This is a genomic window from Serratia sp. 3ACOL1 (genome assembly GCF_003668775.1).
GTDB lineage: Bacteria > Pseudomonadota > Gammaproteobacteria > Enterobacterales > Enterobacteriaceae > Chania > Chania fonticola.
This window is the reverse complement of the sequence record NZ_CP033055.1, coordinates 523,906-544,778: the sequence shown is the minus strand read 5'-3', so window position 1 is coordinate 544,778 and position 20,873 is coordinate 523,906. Positions and strand designations below refer to the sequence as shown.

General features: G+C 55.3%; 13 protein-coding genes and 1 pseudogene. 3 read left to right on the top strand and 11 right to left on the bottom strand.

The window, feature by feature from the left end:
• Positions 1–8 precede the first annotated feature (8 nt).
• From D9980_RS02640 to D9980_RS02595, 10 genes and pseudogenes are all read right to left on the bottom strand, one after another.
• Complete coding sequence (locus D9980_RS02640; RefSeq protein ID WP_238393679.1) at positions 9–1,028, bottom strand: glycosyl hydrolase family 8; 1,020 nt, start codon at positions 1,026–1,028, stop codon at positions 9–11.
• Positions 1,025–1,516: a cellulose biosynthesis protein BcsD gene (gene bcsD, locus D9980_RS02635; RefSeq protein ID WP_121606317.1), complete on the bottom strand. Its 492-nt coding sequence runs from the start codon at positions 1,514–1,516 to the stop codon at positions 1,025–1,027. The genes D9980_RS02640 and bcsD overlap by 4 nt, the downstream gene beginning before the upstream one ends.
• A gap of 2 nt (positions 1,517–1,518) precedes the next feature.
• Positions 1,519–5,508: a cellulose biosynthesis protein BcsC gene (locus tag D9980_RS02630; protein ID WP_121606316.1), complete on the bottom strand. Its 3,990-nt coding sequence runs from the start codon at positions 5,506–5,508 to the stop codon at positions 1,519–1,521.
• A 36-nt stretch (positions 5,509–5,544) separates the two neighbouring features.
• The gene (gene bcsB, locus D9980_RS02625; protein WP_121606315.1) at positions 5,545–7,971 is read right to left on the bottom strand and encodes a cellulose biosynthesis cyclic di-GMP-binding regulatory protein BcsB; all 2,427 of its coding nucleotides are present in this window, start codon (positions 7,969–7,971) and stop codon (positions 5,545–5,547) included.
• Positions 7,968–10,079 (bottom strand): UDP-forming cellulose synthase catalytic subunit, encoded by a 2,112-nt coding sequence (bcsA, locus tag D9980_RS02620; RefSeq protein ID WP_121606314.1) that lies wholly within the window; start codon positions 10,077–10,079, stop codon positions 7,968–7,970. The genes bcsB and bcsA overlap by 4 nt, the downstream gene beginning before the upstream one ends.
• A gap of 17 nt (positions 10,080–10,096) precedes the next feature.
• Positions 10,097–10,903, bottom strand: coding sequence for a cellulose biosynthesis protein BcsQ (bcsQ, locus tag D9980_RS02615; protein ID WP_121606313.1), 807 nt, complete (start codon positions 10,901–10,903; stop codon positions 10,097–10,099).
• A complete protein-coding gene (gene bcsO, locus D9980_RS02610) occupies positions 10,894–11,427 on the bottom strand; it encodes a cellulose biosynthesis protein BcsO (protein WP_121606312.1) in 534 nt (177 codons plus the stop codon). Before bcsO ends, bcsQ begins: the two co-directional genes overlap by 10 nt.
• 445 nt (positions 11,428–11,872) lie before the next feature.
• The gene (ybiB, locus tag D9980_RS02605) at positions 11,873–12,826 is read right to left on the bottom strand and encodes a DNA-binding protein YbiB (protein WP_121608932.1); all 954 of its coding nucleotides are present in this window, start codon (positions 12,824–12,826) and stop codon (positions 11,873–11,875) included.
• A 37-nt stretch (positions 12,827–12,863) separates the two neighbouring features.
• Complete coding sequence (locus D9980_RS02600) at positions 12,864–13,496, bottom strand: FMN-binding negative transcriptional regulator (protein WP_121606311.1); 633 nt, start codon at positions 13,494–13,496, stop codon at positions 12,864–12,866.
• A 225-nt stretch (positions 13,497–13,721) separates the two neighbouring features.
• A pseudogene (locus D9980_RS02595) lies at positions 13,722–15,139 on the bottom strand (MFS transporter).
• Between the two features lie 98 nt (positions 15,140–15,237).
• Between D9980_RS02595 and D9980_RS02590 the strand changes: the two are divergent.
• Positions 15,238–16,068, top strand: a complete 831-nt coding sequence (locus D9980_RS02590) for a helix-turn-helix transcriptional regulator (protein ID WP_121606310.1) — start codon at positions 15,238–15,240, stop codon at positions 16,066–16,068.
• Here D9980_RS02590 and dinG read toward each other — a convergent pair whose 3' ends face one another.
• A complete protein-coding gene (gene dinG / locus D9980_RS02585; protein WP_024527491.1) occupies positions 16,069–18,270 on the bottom strand; it encodes an ATP-dependent DNA helicase DinG in 2,202 nt (733 codons plus the stop codon).
• A 365-nt stretch (positions 18,271–18,635) separates the two neighbouring features.
• On the opposite strand from dinG, the gene ompC reads away from it, so the two are divergent.
• Both ompC and D9980_RS02575 read left to right on the top strand, forming a co-directional pair.
• On the top strand, positions 18,636–19,730 hold the full coding sequence (gene ompC, locus D9980_RS02580; RefSeq protein ID WP_121606309.1) for a porin OmpC: 1,095 nt from the start codon (positions 18,636–18,638) through the stop codon (positions 19,728–19,730).
• 274 nt (positions 19,731–20,004) lie between these two features.
• Entirely contained in the window at positions 20,005–20,841 is an 837-nt protein-coding gene (locus D9980_RS02575; protein WP_121606308.1) for a GNAT family N-acetyltransferase, read from the top strand.
• The last annotated feature ends 32 nt before the right edge of the window (positions 20,842–20,873 follow it).

Genomic DNA, 20,873 nt, shown 5'->3' with positions numbered 1-20,873 from the left:
AAGTTGTACTAGAGTTGGCTGCGCTGCGCCCAGTAGGCCAACAGGTGCAGGCTGGCAGAATAGTAGTCCTCATCAGGCGCCAGGCGATCTTTCAGCGGCCCCCGATCTCCCACCGTCAGATCCCTGACCGCCCTCATTCCCGGGCTTTGATTATACTCTGAGCGTTGGCCGCTAAGCACATCCAGCCAGGCCGGTGTCGCCCGGCGATCAAAGCCGCGCCAAAAGCTGGCAAAGGGGCTCAGTGACAGGCTGTCGGCCTTGTCCCAATAGAGATAAAGCGGAACCCGCACCGCATCAAAACCAAATCGCGGCGCCCAGTTGCTGGCCGGAGCCATCTGCCCATTGGCCTGTAGCGTGACCCAGTCGCTGGGCAGATGCTGTTTGCCAAAGCGCATTCTGCTGACCATGGTCATGCTATCGTCGATAAGCTTTTTCCACGCCGGCAAATGGCTTTCCTGGTAAAACGCGTGCCAGGCGGGAAAGACAAAATAGGAAGGATTCACGATCACCGAACCGTTTTGCCTGAAACCGTTAGCACCGGGTAACATCACCCGATATCCAGCATAGTCGATCACAGTATGTTTGAGCAGGGCTTGCTGTATCTGCGCCGAGGAGGTTAGGTAGGCAGGCACATTCCAGCGTTTCCCCGCCTTCAACAAGGCCCAGGCGATTAAGATATCGCCATCGGTGGCATTATTTTTATCGGCTATCGGCACTGCCTTCCCCGGCTCATAGCGCCAGGAAAACAGGCCGATATCCTGGCGATACAAGGTGTTGCGGGTCCATTGCCAGAGGTTGTCAAACGCAGGACGGTCGTCATTGTAGACCGCCAACAGCATGGCAAACCCTTGCCCTTCGGTATGGCTGACGTTGTTATTGCCGGTATCGACAATCCGTCCGTCAGCTAACAGGAAACGCTGTTTGTATTGCGCCCAACCGCTGTCGGCAGCTTGGGCACCAAGGGAAAACACCAACCCCAGCCAAAGCAGGAGTACGCGGAGCCTACCAAACCTGCTTTTCGTCATCATGTTTGCCTGCGTTGCTCGTTTCTGTAGCAAAAGACCAGGGTGTTATCTTTGGCCGGGCTGCGCCAGCGCAGGGAAACATGCGGCTCACCGCCCTGAGCCAGCAGCCAGGTGTCATAGGCCCCCTCAAGCACCGTGGCAAAAGAGAGTGCCCAGACGTCCTCGTTGGCCGGATCGGCACTGTGCGGGTAGGCATAATGGGTCAGGATCATCTGTTCGCCATTCGCCTCAATCTGCACCCTGCCCCAGTCAAACTGACGTAGTAAGGCATTGAGAGCATCCTCCAACTCTCCCACCGTTTCCGCCTCCGGCAATGGCAGCTTCTTCGCGAGGTTACTCCCCATCAAACGCAGAAAATCGCGGCTGTCCGTATCATCAGCAGAAGCCAGAATGCCGGAGAACACCACTTCGATCAGATCCTGCCAACCCGCCTTAAACTGACGCTGGCGATAATAATCAAGCTCATACCAGGTAGTGTTAATATCTTGCATGGTTATTTTCCATCTAACAGATATTTAAAATAGAGCAAAGCCGTGCTCTCGGAATAGCTGCCGAAAGTGTCATAACCCAACTGCCCCCCAACCAACACGCTTGGCGTGACCTTATAGGTCCCCCCCGCCTTCAGGCTGTAGCCAATGCCACTCTTGTCCTCGCTGGCATATCTGGCCTCTTTGCCGTAACCCTGGCTGACCAGGCTTTCCAACTGAGACTGGAGCTCCGGATCGTTCGGGTAATACAGGCTTTCCTGATTGTTATAGGTCTGATAACCGACGTTGCCACTCAGAATATAGGTGAAGTTATCCTGCCTTTTGGTGTACTCCACCGGCAGCGAAATGCTGAGATAGTCCTGCGGGCTGAAGTAACCCCCTTGGCCATAACTGAAATAGCTGAGGTTTTTGTCAAAGTCCATATAGTTGACGTTAACGCCCACCTTCAGCTCGCTATCATCATCCTTATAAGGGCGGATGTAGGCTCCCAGGATGCCGGTCACGCTATGGTTATCCGCCACGTTATCACCCACGTAGCTGTAATATCCCGCGCCACCGTAAGCTCCGAGCACGCCATCATCGTATCCAAGATTTACGCCGCCGCCGTTCTTGGTCACCGCCCCCCATTTCTTGCCGGTGATGGTATCTTCGGTCCCGACATAGGAGAGCAGGCTATCTTTTACCGCGCGACGTTCAAGCGTCATATCCAACGTTGAGTGTTCGGTCAGCTTGGGTGACCATTTCACGCCACCCACTACCGAACTGATGCCGCTGCCCATTGGCGTACTGCCCACGTCCAGCTTATAGCTGTCACCGCTTAGTGCTAACGCCAGCTCTACCCCGGTATCTTGCTGCTGCCCCGGTGAATCGGCATAGATATCGTTCGGGCCAAAGGTCTTCGGCTGTGTCACCAAGCCAGCCAACGTCTGCCTTTCGTTAAAGGCCTGATCCTGCGCCACCGTGGCAGCGGCACACTCTGGCGAGGTGGCGTCAATAGAACACAGACTATCGCGGGTAGCATGCAGTTGCTGATAACGCAGATCGGCGGCCTGTGCGGCAGCAATCGAGGTCTGTGAGGCAATGACGGAGGCCTGAGTTGCGGCTTCGATAGCCCTGGCCTGCTGCAGCGCACCGGTACCAAAACGGCTGTTGGCGCTGTCGGATGGCGTACCGGATTTCAGCATCACCGGCGTCACATCAACACTGAGCCTGCCATTATCGAACGGCATGCCTGACAAGGTGATCGGGCTTCTCACTTCCGTGATATTACTCAGGCCGTTTTCACCACTGCTGTTATCGCGCAGAGAAATATTCCCCTGAACCCAGGTGGCAGTCTTGCCCTGCACCTCGTCCATCAACTTATCAATCTGCTGCAAGGTAGGATTTTTCACCACCGCAGCTGGAGCGCGGGCATAACCCGGGGCTGCAACCTGCCAAGGCAGCACCTCACCGTAAGCCGAGGAAGAGGTATTCACGCTCGACGATGCCGTGCTCTGCGCGGTAAACGGGTTATCCGCCAGCCGCAAACCGCCAATCACTGCCGGCCCCCCGCCTGGCGCACCGGTTACGCCATTGACTCGGTTTTTCGCCTCGCGCAGAAACACCATCGCCTGTGGATAGTTACCGTCCGCTTGAGCAACGCGCGCCGCCAGCAGCAACTGATCCGGCGTTTTAAGCGCAGGCAAGCCGCGCAGTAACTGTTTGGCCCGATCGACATCGCCATCGGACAATGCAACCCCAACAGCACCTTCGCGCGCCCCCTGATTCAGGCTGTCACGGCTGAGCAGATAGTTGTAAACCTGCCCGGCCTCTTTGTTCATGTTGCCAGACTGATAGAGTCGCCCCATCGCCAGCATGATATCGGTATTTTGCGGATCGTTTTGCAGCGCGCCGATCAGCTTGTCATACGCCGCACTGTACTGCCCCTGTAAACGCAGTTTATCCGCCTCATTGATCACGCTGCCGTTGCGCAGTTGGCCAATCTCGCGGGTTGAACTGCGCGCCCGCAGCGCCGGGTTATTCAGCCAGGCATCGGCCTCCTGGCTTAACCCAGCCTGATTGAGCACCGCGATCTGGGCCGCGTAATCGCCCGCATTGCCTTTAACCCCCAGGCGCATGTTGTCACGCACCAGTTGGACCGCCGTTGAGGTATCCCCCACCGTCATCAAATCTTTTGCCAGTTCCCCAAGGGCCGCGGGTTCAGTCGGCGGCTTTTGCGCCAACTGCCGCAAGATGACCGCTGCGCTGGCCGTGTTGCCCTGGCGAAGATAACTTTCTGCGCTGGCCCGCTGCTGGTTAGCCGACGCAGAAGCCGCCAGAGCCCGCATGCTGCTGTTCTGCCTCCCTTGCGGGATACGCGCCATCAGGGTGGAAACGTTCAGCCAGTCGTTACGTTCTGAGGCAAACAACGCTGCCGCGTACAGGCTGTCTGGCGAAGCGCCAACCTGCATCAGCGGGGAGATCAAGGTTTGCGCCTGCAACTCTTGCCCCTGTTTGTTCAGGATGCGTGCCATATCGAGCCGCACCCAAACGTTCGAGGGCTGCTTTTCCAGCGCCTGTTGCAGGATCATCATCGCACGCTGCGGATCGCCATTCTGCATGGCGGCCTCGGCCTGCCTGCGCTGGGGATCGACATTCACCCCCACCACCGCCTGAGGAACTTTAGGCCGTTGATCGGCTGGAATAGTTTGCAGGATCTGCGCAGCTTCCGGGCCTTTGTCACGCTGTTGCTGCAACAAATAATACAGCCCCAGCCTGGCGTCATTATTCTGCGGATTTTGCGTCAGCAAGCCTCGATACATCTGCTCAGACGCCGTGAAATCCCCTTTCTTGCGAGCCAGATCGGCCCGGAACAGCGTCGCCGCGTTGCCTTTATCCCCTGTGGCACGGCTCAGGGGCGCACTGATCGCCAGAGCTTCATCCAATTGCCCTGCGTTGGCAGCCTGCTTGGCTTTATCCAATGTCGCGTAAAACGCCGCTTCCTGAGCCAACGCTCCCCACTGCGCACTCTGTGGGCCGCCCTGTTTTGCCGCCTGGGTGAGGTAGTTTTCTGCCTGCGCGAAGTCTCCGCTGCGCATCGCCGTAAATCCCATCCCGGCCAAAGCATCCGCATCATTCGGGTTGCTGGCCAGGATAGCGGCAAACTGATCCTTGGCGCCGCCCAGATCCCCTTTATTCAGCTCAGAGAATCCTACGCCTTTGGCCGAACCGGCAATAGTCTGCTGATAATAGCCAGCCACAGCCTTGTCCTCCGGATGCCGTTGCTGATAGGCATCATACAGCGGCTTGTCAGCCGGAAGCGGAGCCAGCCACAGCAGCGCCTGTTTCAACGCCTGATCCGCTTCATTATTGTTCGGGGCCATCGCTGCCAACATATCGATCCCTTCACGGCGGGTCGATTCCTGATAGGTCAGCACCTTGCCCAGCACCACGCGGGTTTGCGTGTCATTGGGTTGCATAGCCAGCCGCTGCTTGAGGCCATCAATCGCCTCCTGCCTGCCCGCAGGTGAACCTGCCAAAGTGAGGTAATACTCATTGGCAAGGTTATCGATCGGTGTCTTGCCGTTGAACACCGTCTGATAGGCCGCAGCCGCCTGGGCAAACTCCCCCTTGGCCGCCAACTGCCGAGCCTGCGCTAACAGATTCTTGGAGACCGACGGAGCCGCTTCGGTGTTACTCAACGCCTGGAGACGAGGATCGTTAGGCGCGACGGCACTCAGTTTTTTGCGCCAGATTTCGGCCTTGGCCTTATCCCCGCCCTGCATGGCATACAGGGAGAGCAGATACATCGCCTCGGCGTTGTTCTCGTCGATCAGCAGGACTTTCTGCAACGCCCCCTGGGCCAGTTCGTCATGCGATTTGTCATGCCAGTAAGCCGCCTGTTGAAACAGGGCTTTCAGCGCCGGGTTATTGTCATCCGCCAACGCCGACACCGAAAAAATCGTCAGCCCGGCCAGAGAGACCCAATACAGTTTCTTTTTCAGCAATAGGTTCATTGGCGGCTCCTGTCTAGCTTCTGGTCGAGACGTGTTTTAACGTTCATCTTCTGCATCTCTCCCCAGGCGTTTGGCGGCGTGCTTGCGTAGCAAGATATACAGCCCCAGCCCCAACACCACGGAAATCCCCAACACGGTCAGGGATAAAAGCACCACATGTTTACTGGCATACCAGATAAAGATCAGATACCAGGGCAGCTCCCCGCTCGGGAACTGTTCGCCAACCTGGAAACTGCGTACGCCGTTCTGATCGGTGATCACCGCCAGATCGCCACGCACCCCGGCGTTGATCCGGGCAGATTTCAGATCGCCATAGATCTTGTTCAGGCCATCGTCGGAAGAGGCGCTGGCCACCACCACCACCCGTTGCGGATCCCAACCGGAGCGGAAGCTGAAAAATCCACGCCAATCCGTCAAAGAGGAGAGGTAACGATCGGCGTCGATGCTCTGGGTCCGCCAGTTACCTTTCAGGTAGGACTGCAGTTTTTCCAGCGTAGACTGCGCCTTCACCACCAGCGCGCCGCTATCGTTTAGCGCAAAAGGCACCTGTTGCAACAACCGCTGATAGAGGGCGCTCTGAGCCAGTGAGGCGACTACCAGCACATCCTTGCCCTTGAAGTGGTCTAACTCGTTCTCGTTGCCCCGCAGGCCAAAGCGGATATCTACGTTACCCACCGAGCTGCCAGTAGCCGCACCGGAACGAGCAGTCAGGTTCAACAGCGCACGCACTTCGTTGACGGTAGGCTTTTCCGCCATTAACAGCACGGTTTGCGAGAAGTCCGCCAGCTTGGAGAATGGGAAGGAGGCCCCGACGTAATAAGAGAGATTGGGCAGCTCGGTGAAATGGTAGGTATCGCTCAGATCAATATACGAGTTGGGCCCGATATGGCTCTTGAGGGTGTTGCTATCCGCCGGATCGCAGGAGGAGCCGTTTTTCGGCACGATAGAGAAATAAAGCTCCAGCATGTTGTCGCCGTAAATCAGATACGGTGGCAGAGCCAAGGTGTATTGTTCCTGGCGAATATCACCGCCAAACTGGTGCCACAGCAGCTCCAGCAGTCCGCGTTTGTTCACCGGCAGGTTACGCAGGAAGGTGCCATTCAGCGTGGCACTGAGCTGGGATTTATTCTCATCGATCCAGTTGTCGGTGGGGAAACGGTAGTTGATTTGCAGCGGGACGTTTCTGCCATCCCACATAAACAGGTCCGGGGCGGCACGGAAAGCAATGCGCACCGCGTCATGGTAAACACCAGTGACGGTCAGTTCCTCATTACTGGCCACCAGCTTATCAAAGCTGACCGGCTTGCTGGTATCAATCCAGCGTGGGGCATCGTAGGGCTGGCGCAGCGGAATAGTCACCGGCTTCACAGCCAGCGAAGCAGTTTTCTCCGGCAACGGCTGGCTGACCAGACGATACGCGGCCTGGCGCATCTCGGTGGCGTTACGCCCCATCACCAACAGCAGCTTGTAAACCGGGTTCAGCGGATTATCAATCATCTGAATGGTCGGGCCGTCGGCCTGTGGCAGAGTCAACTGGCCAATCTGCTCGCCGGGGCGCGCAAAGATAATGCCGTTCTGCTCAGGCAAGCTGTCCTGCAACACCTGGAAGTTCAGGTTGTTATGGCGCGTAATTTTCCCCAGATAAGAGCTGACGATAGCGGCGGCTGCCACCTCCTCCGGCCGTTTTTCCTGGCCGAAGATCACGTCCACCAGGGTGGGTTGCATGGCCTGAGGATCGAAGAACGGATTGGGGAAACGGCCAAGGTTCGGGCTGATATTCAGCACCTGGTTTTCCAGATGCAACTGGCTGGTTGGCAGCACCTTGAGCCAATATTTGTTAGCCGCCCCCTTTTCGCACAGCATGGCCGCATTGCTGCCATTGCCGATGCTGAAACTCAGGTTGTTGCGCGCTACGATCATGGCGGCCGGGATCGGCACCTGCAAACTTACCTTGCCTTCATGCAATTGGTTCAGCTTCTGGGTGCTCAAGGGTTGCCCATTGAGCATCAGTTGCAGTTCGGTATCGGTTCCCATCAGGGCCGGGGAAATGTCGAGATCCAGCACCAGATTGCCGTCCGTTACCACCCAGTCTGAGGGTAAGGTAAAGGTGAAGCCGGACTGCTGTTGCCAGTTGCTCAACGTCAATCCTGTGGTTTGCCCCATCTCGCCCACGCTGAGCGTGGAAGCGAGCGACTGATTGAAGACGGTAACCGGTGGCGTAGCAATATCAAGCGGAGCCGTTTGCTCAACACTGCCCGGCACTGCAACCGTTGGTGGAGCATCTGTTGGACGCGGCAAGGTAGGAAAACCTGGCATCTCGACACCCTCGCTGGCATGAGACGGCGCAGGCTGCGGATCGGCCGCAAGGGCGAGACCAGAAAGCCCCATCCCCAACATCAGGCCGCTGACCAGGGCAATGAGCGTAGATCTGCCTGTTGGCAACTTGGTTTTCACCCGGCTCATAGGGCTTGTTCCTTATCCCGCTTTAGCTCAGGCCGTTTCTGCTGCTTTTTGGCCCGACGATCGCGCCAGGAAAAATAGAACAACTCGAAAATACAGCGCAGGACGCCCAACAACGAACGCAGTGGCCGATCCTGGGGGAAAGGTTTGGTCTGGATCCAGGCATCTGCCCGCGCCAATACTACCCGCACCAGCTCCCGTCGTTTCTCAATCGGCATCTCTTTGAACATTAACCGGGTCACCGACTTGTCGGCATCGATCAGCTCTACCGGGAAACAGACGGCACCAGACTTAAGCGATATTTCCACCTCTTCAATCTGATCGTTGAGGAAGCGCTCATCCGGCGTTTTCAATTTGACCCCGCCCATCGAAAGATCCAGGGTTTCGGTACGCATCGCCGCGCCGCTGGCAAAATACAGCACCGCAGGCAAAGTGGCATCGATACGGATGGTTTTTCGTACCTGGCGCGTTTCCCGCGCTACGGCAATGGCAGCCAGCAGGATAATCATGCTGAAACTGGCCCAGGCAATATTTAGCCAAATTACCTGCGGGTTAGCACCATAGTGATCCGGCATTACCAGGCGGATCACGCCCCAGGCGGTACCGATTAACAGCAAGGACACGGCGATAATATGTGGCCGGACAATATGGGAATCGAAATAGTTAACGTCCAGCAACGCACCTTTATCCGTCACGTTAAACTTGCCGTGCTTTGGCGAGATCATCGTCAGCAGGGTCGGTATCACCAGATGGAAACACATCACCGTTTCATAGATTTCCCCCCAGAACGAATAGCGATAGCGTCCGTTGGCTCTGGAGTTGATATAGATCGACATCACCAGATGCGGTAACACATAGGCGAAAATCAGCCCGGCGGAGGAGGCAATGATATTGAGGTTGAACAGCAGATAAACCAGCGGTGCCACGCAGAATATCACCCTGGGTAAGCCGTACTGGAAATGCAGCATGGCGTTCAGATAGCATAAACGCTGCTGCCAGGTCAGGCCGCGCCCCAGCAAGGGGTTATCCACCCGGAAGATCTGCGTCATGCCACGCGCCCAGCGGGTACGTTGGATCACGTGCAGCCCCAAGCGTTCGGTGGCCAGCCCGGCTGCCAATGGCAATGCCAGGAATGCCGTGTTCCAGCCCCGGCGCTGCATCTTCAAGGCGGTGTGGGCATCTTCGGTCACGGTTTCTACCGCAAAACCGCCCACCTCTTCCAGCGCCGAACGGCGGATCACGGCACAGGAGCCACAGAAGAAAGTGGCGTTCCAGTTATCATTACCCTGCTGCACCGGCCCGTAGAACAGTGCGCCCTCGTTAGGGACTTTACTCGCCTCTGACAGGTTGCGTTCAAACGGATCCGGGGAATAGAAGTAGTGCGGGGTCTGGATCAACGCCAGGCGCTCATCCACCAGGAAGCTGCCGACCGTCGCCTGCAAAAAGGCGCGGGTTGCCACGTGATCGCAGTCAAACACGGTGATCAATTCACCCTGAGTCACTTTCATCGCGTTATTCAGATTGCCCGCTTTGGCATGGTGGTTATTGTTGCGGGTAATATAGCCTACGCCCGCATCGGCACAGAATACGGCAAACTCATTACGTTTGCCGTCATCCAGCACGTAGATTTTCATTTTGTCTTTCGGGTAGTCAATGCACTGCGCCGCCAGGATGGTGTCGCGCACCACGTCCATACTTTCGTTGTAAGTAGGAATATAGACATCTACCGTTGGCCATAGCGACGTGTCGTCGGGCAGCGGTTCAATAGTGCGTTTTAATGACCAGGTGGTCTGAATATAACCAAACAGCAATATCACCAGGGCATACAGCTCGGTGATAAACAGGGCAATACCTAGCACAGCCTCCAGAGTACTGTTGAAATGCAGGGTTTCTGTCGCGCGCCAGTAGATGTAACGTAATGACATCAGGGTCGACATCACAATCATGACCAGGGTAACTTTTTTGCTTTTACTCACCCCTAAAATAAACACGATCGCAATGCAGATCAGGCCAAAGATATACTGATTATCACTGCTCATGGGGGCAATGATAATCAACAGCATAAAAGGTAAGGCCAACAGCAGTAAGAAATAAAAGAGTATTTTATTCATAACTAACCAGACAATCCTTACGAAGAGCCATAAATAGACGTAGTATGATGATACGTACCATCTCCAACACTAAGCCCTAAAATTACTGCGACCTTTTTACTGATCTGCTCAATATCAAATGCGGCAGCCGACACCGGGCTAATATCCATGATCGCCCGTTGCGATGCGTTGGCCTCTGGGACACACTCATCGCGGTGGATGGTTCCTAGCAGTTTGTCTTGCAAACGATGTTCGAAGAATTGCGTCACGTCCCTGCTCAACGTACGCCGCATGTCACTCTGGTTTACCACATAATACTCGCCGACTTCATTGCTGGCGGGCGCACTCATAAACTTATGCTGCTCAATAGTGGGCAATAAACTGAGCGATGCGGTATCGGCCAGCAACACCATAATGCGCATGTCCGCCGCGGCCTGCATGGCCTGCACTGCCGCGTTGCGCCCCGGCGGCATATCGGCGATCACCACCATGCCGGGGATCTTCAGCACCGCACTCAGGCCACGTTGAATAAACATGGGCTCATTGAGCAGATTGTCATCGAACTGAAGGCGCTGCTCATCGGTGACGTCACCGTAAGGTAAAACGAACAGGTTCGGCCCAACTTTGAGAATAAACTGGCTCCAATCGGATAAACTTGCCGACTGGGCAACAAAACCTCGGTTATCAGAAATAGGCACGCCAAAATGCAGCCTTAACGCATTTTGCGTGTCGAAGTCGACAACCAACACCTTACTGCCGCTACGGGCCAATGCATAAGCCAGATTAGCAGTAACCGTGGTTTTCCCTACCCCTCCTTTCGGAGAACAAACACAGACTAACGGCATGAGGCAATAGACTCTAAAAGTGGTTTGAGTAATGTATTACGACCAGCGTCCATCACCTCACCGGCAGAGGACGCTTTCTTGCTGAACATCTGCTTAAAACGTTGGTTCTCTGGCTGCGGAGCGGACGGCGGAATGCTTGCAGGGGAATTAACAGGGTTACCCTGAGCAAGAACGTCACGCGGGCTTTCCGGCTGGGCGGTTTTAGTGAGTTTAGGCTCCACCGGCGGAGCAAAACGATCAAAATTATGAGGAATGTGGCCGGGCAAGGCGGTATTTTCTGTTATCACCGCCTTGGGCTGTGCAGGAGGCTCGAACCCTAAAGGCGCGCTGGAAGAGAGGTCTGTACTAGTGATCGGCGTTGGCTGCGAGGTGCTGGTAGGGATGCCGCCATTACCTGCCACCTGATCAACAATAGACCAGCGGTGCGGAGCCGATGCCACATCGTCGCGAGGAAATTCTTTATAATCAAGCCCTTTGAGATTTGTCTTGTCTTTAAATCCTTGGACATCATCATATTTACTCATAATCCAGACCTATAAGATTACACTTGGCACTGTATGAATACATACAAATCACGAATACAAAATAACGTGATCTATAACCCAAATAAATAATGGAAAACGTCTATGTATTTTAAGCGCTTCTCTTCTTATGGTTTAGATAGAGTAGCTTACAAGTCCCTTTTTACAACCAAAACGGAGCAAACCTCCGCAATCGATGGAAAATCCTGCAAGACCCCAAAGCTGATGGGCTGAGTGTAATCTACTTCTTTAAAGTTATACACTGAGTTTTAAACGTTTTTACCCTGTCTTATCACATATCCCACCAGCTTATGCCATAATTTAAGTGGTTAGTAATATATAGTTTGGCATTTGAGATTTTTTTTACTCAAAATAACCAGCACAGCAGTGATAAATACTCGGGGCAAAGGTATTCGCCCCTGGTAATAATTGATGGTAATAAGACAGATTATCGCAGTCTGACCAGCCCCTGCTCGAATGTCTCCACTTGGCCGGCAGCGACCAGGCAACAGGCAACCTGCCGAGCGATAGGCTCGGGAATGGCAACCTCACCAGCCAGACAACGTTCTGTCCAACGCGCCGTAGTTGCGGCATCCTTGGCGGCAGGCACCTCAGCTAACGCATCCTGTTCTGGCCGTTCCAGCAAAATCTGCTGCTCACCACCGACGATATAGTGGATTTTTGGACAGCGTTGCGGATTGGCGTAAGCCTCCCCTTCGGTGCCATGCATCAGTAATCCCCGTGCACCGATCTGGCAGAAAAATGAGGCAACGCGCTCGACGTATTCCGGATGAGAAACGCTGGCGATGCGCAGCACGTCCTGCTCACCAAATGGCGTCGCCAATTTTGCCAGCGTGTGGGCGCTGTTACGCACGCCCATCTTCCAACGTAAGCCAAGCTGGTTTTCCAACGCTGGCGCAAGCGCCGACACTGGGATAAACACCGCATCTCCACCGTCCAAACGCTGTTGGGCAGTCTGAGGATCTTCAGACCACGGCACCCCAAGCTCACGGAAAATCTCTGCGCTGGTGACACGCGTGCTGTCGTTCACTACACCGTGAACCACTACCGGCAGCCCGGCTTTGGCCAACAACAGCGCCAGTAATGGCGTCAGGTTGGCCTGTTTACGAGCACCATTGTAACTGGGTAGCACCACCGGCATCGGGCGGCCCTGCGGGGGTTGCAGCCGCATTACCTGCTGTTGCATCGCCTGATAGAAGCCGAGCATTTCCTCCTCGGCTTCCCCCTTGATACGCATGGCGATCAGGATAGCTCCCAACTCCAGGGGCGGCACGGCATCGGCCAGCATCGCCTGATAGAGCTCAAAAGCCGTTTGCCGATCCAGATCGCGCGCATGGTTCTTGCCACGGCCTATTTCTTTGATAATTTTGCTGTAATCCATCATTCGCTCTGCAGAAAACATTTGTATTAAGCATACCTTATCCGCGACGGCGCTCAACCTCATCGGCAAGTTGCTGCTGGCAATCGTCACCGACTCGCAGGCCGTCGATCACCCCGTCGATATCACCAGCGCTGCGGTTCTGGCTCATTTTCCATTTCCCTTCACGCCGGGTGACGATGATTTCGATGCCAATAATGCCTTTGATATTGGCGGCAATATACTCCGCAGGCGCATCGTCAAGACGCCAAGGTTGCGACTGGTTGCCTTCATGCACCGCCGTCAGTTCCGTCAGCAACTGACGCAGCCAGGCGCTATCTTGCGTGACCATTGGCGTTCCCCACATGTGTACGCCGGCATAATTCCATGTCGGCACCGCTTTGCCAGTGAGCCGCTTGGTTTCATACCATCCCGGCGAGATATAGCCTTCGGCCCCCTGGAATACTACCAGGCATTCTTGCCCGGCTTGCAGCACCGACCAATGTGGGTTACCTCGCGATAAATGCGCCCTGAGTGTCAGTTGCCCCTGCTCATCGGTATCTATCAGAAAGGGGATCGGATCCGCCATCAATCCTTGTGGCCCTTGGCTGATGATCAACCCCAACGGATTGGCGCGAACCAAAGCTATCTGGGCGTCCAAATCGTCTTCACGGAATGACGCTATCTGGTACATGGCTGACGTTTTCCTTATTTTATTGCTGAGAGCTTGCGGATATAGCGAGATCTAGTGGATTAAGGCAGTATCCGCAAGCATAGAATAGAATGATGTATTCCCCGTCATACATGGCATGAAAAATGGGGAGCTATGTCGCTATGGCAGCGATCGCCGTAGCAGTGGAGTTCCGGTGATAGCTGATAAACTACAACGCAGCGCCGGGCAAACCGGCGCAATAATGCGTTAACAGCCCCTGCCTAACTGCCGGTGGGTAAAGAGCAGCAGGACCAAAGCAGCCAGCATCGCCAGCAGGTTGTAACCCATTGCACCAGCAAAGGCTCTGGCATAGCGCTGTGGCTCTGCCCCCCGGCCAGCAACGGAACAAAGAACATACCGCTGGCCGCTATCCCCAGAGCACCACCTACCTGCTGAACCGTTGACACCAGGCCTGCAGCCATACCGGCCTGATGCTCCTTCGCCAGGCCAAGCACCCAATTAAGCAAGGGCGTCATACTCAATGCCTGACCAAAGCCCAAAATCATCAGGCCGGGTAAAAGTTGTAACGGATGGCTGAACGCCCGTCCCCATAGCACCTCCACCACCAGCAATACCATGCCACTGGCGTAGACCACCACCCCGCCAGCCAACACAATATTCCCCCAGCGTTGCACCCAGCCCGGAGCCAAAAAGGAGGCCAGCATAAAGGCGGCGCTGGCCGGAGCGAACAGGCAACCCGCCTGGAATGGCGTCAGCCCTATTCCGGCCTGTAACAGCAGGGCAAAACAAAGAAAGAATGAGGATGCGGTGGAGTAAATCGCCAGCACAATTGCCGTGCCACGGCCAAAATGACCTTGGCGAAATAGCGCCGGATCGAGCACCGCATCACCGGAGTGACGGGCAAGTTGCCGTTCCCAGCGCACAAACCAAGCTAATAGCGCCACCGCCAGCACCATCATCGGCACAGTCCACCAAGGCCAGTGGCGCGATGGGCCTTCGAGTAACGGGAACAGTAACAGCAGCAAACCGCCAGCGGCCAGCAGCAGGCCTTTAGCATCCAGCCGCTGGGCCTGCGCCAGTCTGGACTCAGGAATGCGTCGCGCCGCCATCACCGCCAATACGCCAATCGGCAGGTTGATCAGAAAGATCATGCGCCAACTGCTGCCCAGAATATTGGCCTCGATAATAAAACCGCCCAACACCTGGCCACAAATCGCCGCCAGCCCCAGCGTCATCCCCAAACGAGCAAAGGCTCGCCGCCGCTGCTCTTCGCCATACAGCACGCGTAATAAGGCATAAATTTGCGGAAACAGCAGCGCCGCCGCCGCACCTTGCAAAAAGCGAGCAACAATCAGCACCCACAGCGAACCGGCCAAACCGCAAAGCGTCGACGTCAGCGCAAAAGCCAACATGCCATAGCTAAACATACGCCGCCGGCCGAAGCGGTCACCCAATCTCCCGCCAGCAATCAGTAAAATGCCAAAAGCCAGTTCATAACCGGCAATAATCAGCCCAACCTCTGCAAAGCTGGCGTTGAATTGTTGCTGGATAATCGGCACCGCCACGTTAACCACAAACAAATCGAACATAGTGACGAACCCACCGAGCAGCAACACCGGCAGCCCAGGTAATCCAGCCTTGCTGTTAGAAAAACTCTGTTCCATAACGCCCCCTGATATCATGATGGCGGCAGTATGGAACATGCTTTAAACTGTTACTATATAGCCATTTATACTATTACTAAGAGTAACAGGACCCGTCGATGCCACCACGTACCCTTAACCGAACCCGCCAAGAGCTGGCAGATTTTCTGCGTATGAAGCGTGAAAAACTCTCTCCCCAGGCCGTTGGCCTGCCGAGCGGTACGCGGCGGCGTACGCCTGGTCTAAGACGTGAAGAGGTTGCCGCATTAGCTGGCGTGGGCCTGACCTGGTACACCTGGCTGGAACAGGGGCGGGAAATCAATGCTTCGGTGGAGTTTTTGGAGGATCTGGCACGGGTTCTGAAGCTGGATGCGACCGAACGCTATCATCTGTTTTTACTGGCGCATCAGCGGCCACCGGTGGTAGCAGGCCATCAATGGTGCCAGGTTACCCCTTTGGTACGCCGCTTGCTGGACGATCTCACCCTACGCCCGGCCTATGTGATGAACCTGAGCTGGGATATTATCGCCTGGAACCCGGCGGCAGACCGCCTGTTTGCCATCGCTGAACGTCAGCCAGAACAGCGCAATATGCTGTGGATGCTGTTTGCCGATCCCGAACTCAATCAACGGTTGATGGGATGGCAGGAGCAGGCCCCGCAAATTCTGGCCAGCTTTCGCCGTGATTACGCCCGCGCCCCTCAAGATGCCACCATGTTGCAACGCATTCAGGCTCTGAGCGATGTTTCACCCCAATTTCGCCAACTGTGGCAGCAGCACGATATTCATGGCCGCTGCCAGGGGCAACGCACTTTCTTGGTTGCAGGGGCAGGCGAAGTCACGTTTGAACACGCCTCGTTTATTGTCGACGAAGAAAACCACCTGCGGCTGGTCATGTACAGCGCACAACCTGATTGCCTACCCAGTGCCGCGTTTGAAGCAATGCTGTAATCAGCGGGTACGGCGGCGAGCAAACGGATTTTTGCGCTTTTTCTCTTTTTTGGTGGCTTCTGCCGCAGATTTTAACGCCGCCTTATGGGCTTTGTCCGCTTCCGGCACCTCGCGCTGTTCGATCGGGAACACCGGCAGCGCCGCCAACAGGCGTGAGCCATAGCTCTTGGTCAACAGGCGGCGGTCATAAATCACGATTTCACCGTGGCACTCGTTGCTTCGGATCAGGCGGCCCACCTGTTGAATCAGGTTAAACGACGCGCTTGGCAAACTCTGCACCTCAAACGGATAACGATTGAGGGATTTAAGCCATTCGCCCTCGGTTAGGATCACCGGGCTGTCGATCGGCGGGAAAGCTATCTTGTGGATATGCACCTGGGTCAGCAGTTCACCTTTCAGATCCAAACCTTCGGCAAATGACTGTAGCCCGACCAACACGCTGGCAGTGCCTTTCTCTACCCGCTTACGGTGTTCTTCCACTAGCCGGTAGCGTGGCTGATCGCCCTGCACCAGTAACATCAGACGCAGATCGGTGACATAGCTGAGGAAGGTCTGCATCGCACGGTGGCTGCTGAACAGGATCAGCATTCCCTTATGCTGGCCGCTGGCCTGCTCGCCACGGAAAAAGCGCGCCATCTCTTCCAGATGCTCGGCCTCGTTGGCCATCGCCGGTTCAAAACGCATTTTGGGAATGACGATTTTACCCTGTTCGACGTGATTAAACGGCGAAGACAGCGTTTCGAAGCGATCGCCCGCTTTTTCGCTCAGCCCGCTCATCTCTTGCAGCCGCGAAAAGCTATTCAATGAACGTAACGTTGCCGAGGTGATCACCACGTGCGGCACCTTGCGCCACAGCAGTTTTTCCAACTGATCGCTGACGCGGATGCCCACGCAATGCAGATAAAGATGGGTAACGTTATCGCGTAGTTCACGCGCAATCCATTTGGAGATCGGCGCGTTGGAGGATTTATCCATCGCCGCCAGCCGCCACAGCTTGCTCATCGCCTCCAGATAGCCCAACGTGCGACTCATCTGGATGATGGAACGATGCAGCCGCACAATGTCGTGCTTGCCGGTCTGCTCGGTGAGGTCGTTAAGAATAAATTCGGCCAGGCCGCGCAGGCCGTCCGTCAGTTTGAACAGACGTGCGCAGATCTCGACCATCTCCGCAGGCAGTTCGCCCATTTCGAAGCGATATTCGGCGTTACCGCTATCTGGCGGCAGGTAGGCGTTGGCCTGGTGCTCAAAAATCTGGATCAGCTCACGCAATTCTTCGCAGTGGTTTTTTAGCCGTTCGCTATTGGCCAACCCCGGCGGGTTCTTTGGCCGGTACTGTGTCATGCACTGTTCTACCTGGCGCACGATCATATCGAGCTGGAGGTTGGTTGACAGCGCGGTGATCTCACCGTCAATCTCCAGCGCATCCCGTGCCACCTCCGGCAGATGATGGCCTTCGTCCAGCACCAGCAGCAGCTCTTTCGGGTTCGGCAATACCGACTCGGTTTCCAGCGCCGCCATCACCAGCGCGTGGTTGGCTACCACCACGTCGGCGGTTTCAATTTCTTTGCGGGCGATATAGAACGGGCATTCACGAATATAGTGGCAGTTGCGCCCCAGGCAGTTGGCCTTGTCGGTACTCAGCTTGCCCCATAGGGGGTCATCGATCGATAGCTGGTAGTGATCGCGCAGGCCATCCCATTCATGGCGCGCCAGGGCTTTCGCCAGCTTTTGGCACAGCGCCTGCTCTTCACCACTGGATGGCGCCAGCTCGTCTTCGTCCAGGTACAGCATCAAATCGCCCTGCTCGACCACGTCGGTGCTCATCGCCGCCAGATTGCGCGGGCAAACATAGCGCCCACGGCCAAACGCGCCGGTGAATTTCAGATCGGGAATGATCTTTTTCAACAGCGGCAAATCTTTGCTGTAGATCTGATCCTGCAGCGCCACGTTGGCGGTACTGACAACCAGCGGTTTGCTTTCGGCACGGCCAACGGCAATACCCGGTATCAGGTACGAGAGCGTTTTACCCACGCCGGTTGGCGCTTCGATCGCCAGATGGCGTGGGTAATCTCCGGCCAGAGTCTTCGCGACTTCAGCGATCATCTGCCGCTGAGGGGCGCGGGAAATAAAATCCGGTATTTGCTGCTGCAGGGCTTTGTACCACTGGCCGATCTGATCTTTAACTGCGGGGGAAAGCGCCATTCAACTCTTATCTAAACGAAATGATGGCGCTATTGTCCCACAGACCGTCCGCGGCGTCAGCCCGAGTTACGATTGGCTGGTCAACATTGCGAAACGCACCTCAAGGAAGCCCCTTCTCCCACAGTGGGACATCGAACTTTTTGCGCATAACCTCGCATGTTTGCACAACAGAGCCCCGCCCATCTGCAACAAAAAATGCATCTCCTGGGTTATTTTTCACTATTCAATATCCATTTACCTGACCTGTCATAAATACATCACACAACTGCGGTAAAAAATCTGCGCTGCGCTAACTCCGGCAGCAAAGTAAAACAGCGATACAGCTGATGATAAACGTCTTTCAATCATATAAAGCAGGGAACACCATGAAACCTAATCTTCTTGCCGTTATTGCGGCACTTTTCATTGCCCAGACCGCACAGGCAGCAGAGATCTACAATAAAGACGGCAACAAGCTTGATTTTTATGGTCGGGTAAAAGCACTGCACTATTTCTCTGACGATACCAGCAATGATGGTGATAAAACCTACGTACGTATCGGCTTTAAAGGGGCAACCCAGATTAACGATATGCTGACCGGTTATGGCCAGTGGGAATATCAGATCGCCGCCAACCATAGCGAATCGGATGGCACTAAAGACACTAAAACCCGTCTTGGTTTTGCTGGCTTGAAAGTGAAAAACTTTGGTTCATTCGACTATGGCCGTAACTACGGCGTTATTTACGACGTTGCCGCCTGGACGGATATGCTGCCGGAATTCGGCGATGATACCTATATCAAAACCGACAACTTTATGACCGGGCGCGCCAACGGCGTGGCTACCTACCGTAACAACGACTTCTTCGGCCTGGTCGACGGCCTGAAGTTTGCGTTGCAGTACCAAGGCAAGAACGAAAACGATGGCCGTGCCGGCAGCAAAGCTAACGGCGACGGCTTCGGTCTGTCTTCCAGCTACGAGATCATCGATGGCGTCAGCGTTACGGCCGCCTATGCCTCTTCTAACCGGACTACCGGCCAGAAACAGAGCAGCTATGGCAAGGGCGATAAAGCCGACGTGTGGGCAACTGGCCTGAAATACGACGCCAACAGCGTGTATCTGGCCGCTACCTATGCCGAAACTCATAACCTGACGCCAATTTCCGGCACTGCGACCATTAATAATGCCGCGACCTCCGTAAGCGGGTTTGCCAATAAAACCCAGAACGTGGAAGTGGTTGCGCAATATCAGTTCGACTTTGGCCTACGCCCGTCACTGGCTTATGTCCAGTCTAAGGCAAAAGACATTGAAAATATCGGTGACACCGACCTGGTGAAATATATTGATGTGGGTGCTTACTATTACTTCAATAAAAACATGTCCACCTATGTGGATTATAAAATCAACCAGCTCGATGACAACAACAAGCTAGGTCTGAAAACCGACGACGTGATTGCCGTGGCTCTGACCTATCAGTTCTGATTTACGCTGTGACACATAACCACTACTGCAATTTATAGCTACGGCTATTTCTCAAGTGACTTCGCCGGGTGAACTCGCCCGGCTTTTTCATCACGACTCTTCAGCCAGAACCACACATGCCACCGAAACTGCAGAGCCTGCTATTAGACGGGCGCAGCATGCGGCGCCCCTACTTTCGAACATGTTCCCCCCCCACAGGTTTGTGGCGTAAAGCTTGCCTGTTAGTCTATTCCCGGCTAAATGTATAGCTTTGGTTATTTGCTTTGGAACCGTCATGCCTATCGATAGTCAGTTCGAGTTTCACACCGCCTTGCCCTACAGCAGTATGCAGTTGGCGCAAATGCTCAGCCACTGTTTTGAGAACTACATTGTTCCCTTTGTGATCGACGGCGAAACCTTTAGCAGCCGCTTTGCCGCCGAAGACCTCAGCCTGAATCACAGCATTGTCGTCACCCACCAGCAGCACCCGGTGGCTCTGGCCCTGATCGCGCGCCGGGGCCAACATAGCCGTGTAGCGGCCTTGTCTATCCGCCCGGAAATGCGTGGCAGAGGGTTAGGCAGGACGTTGATGCAACGCATTATCGCGGATGCCCATACGCGAGGCGATCGCCAGCTTTCGCTGGAAGTGATCGCCGGTAATCAAGCGGCACTGGCGCTGTATCAACAGGCTGGCTTGGCCATCACCCGTACGCTATTGGGATTTCACGCCCCCTTGGCAATCCCGGAACCCTCGGCAGCCTTGCAACAGATCGACCCGTTGGCACTTGCCCAGCAGATGACCGCCGACGGCCAGCGTGGCTTACCGTGGTTGATCGCCCCAGAGTCGCTGTACAAGCTGCCCGGTACCCCACGCGCCTTCACTCTGGACCAGCAGGCTTTTGCTTTGGTGATGCCGGGCGCACAACAGTGCCATCTACGCATGATTTATGTGCCACCAGCGCTACGCGGCCAAGGCCAGGCGCGCCGTCTGTTGCAAGCGCTGCAAGCCCAGTTTGCCCCACTGGCGCTGTCGGCCAATGTGTTTGTCCCAGACGACGTCGCTCCCTTCTTCCAGCACCTTGGCTGGCGCGAAGATCCGTTGCGTCAGTTTGAAATGACAATGGCAATGTGATGCTCTCCCCCTGATTGATCCAGGGGGAAAAT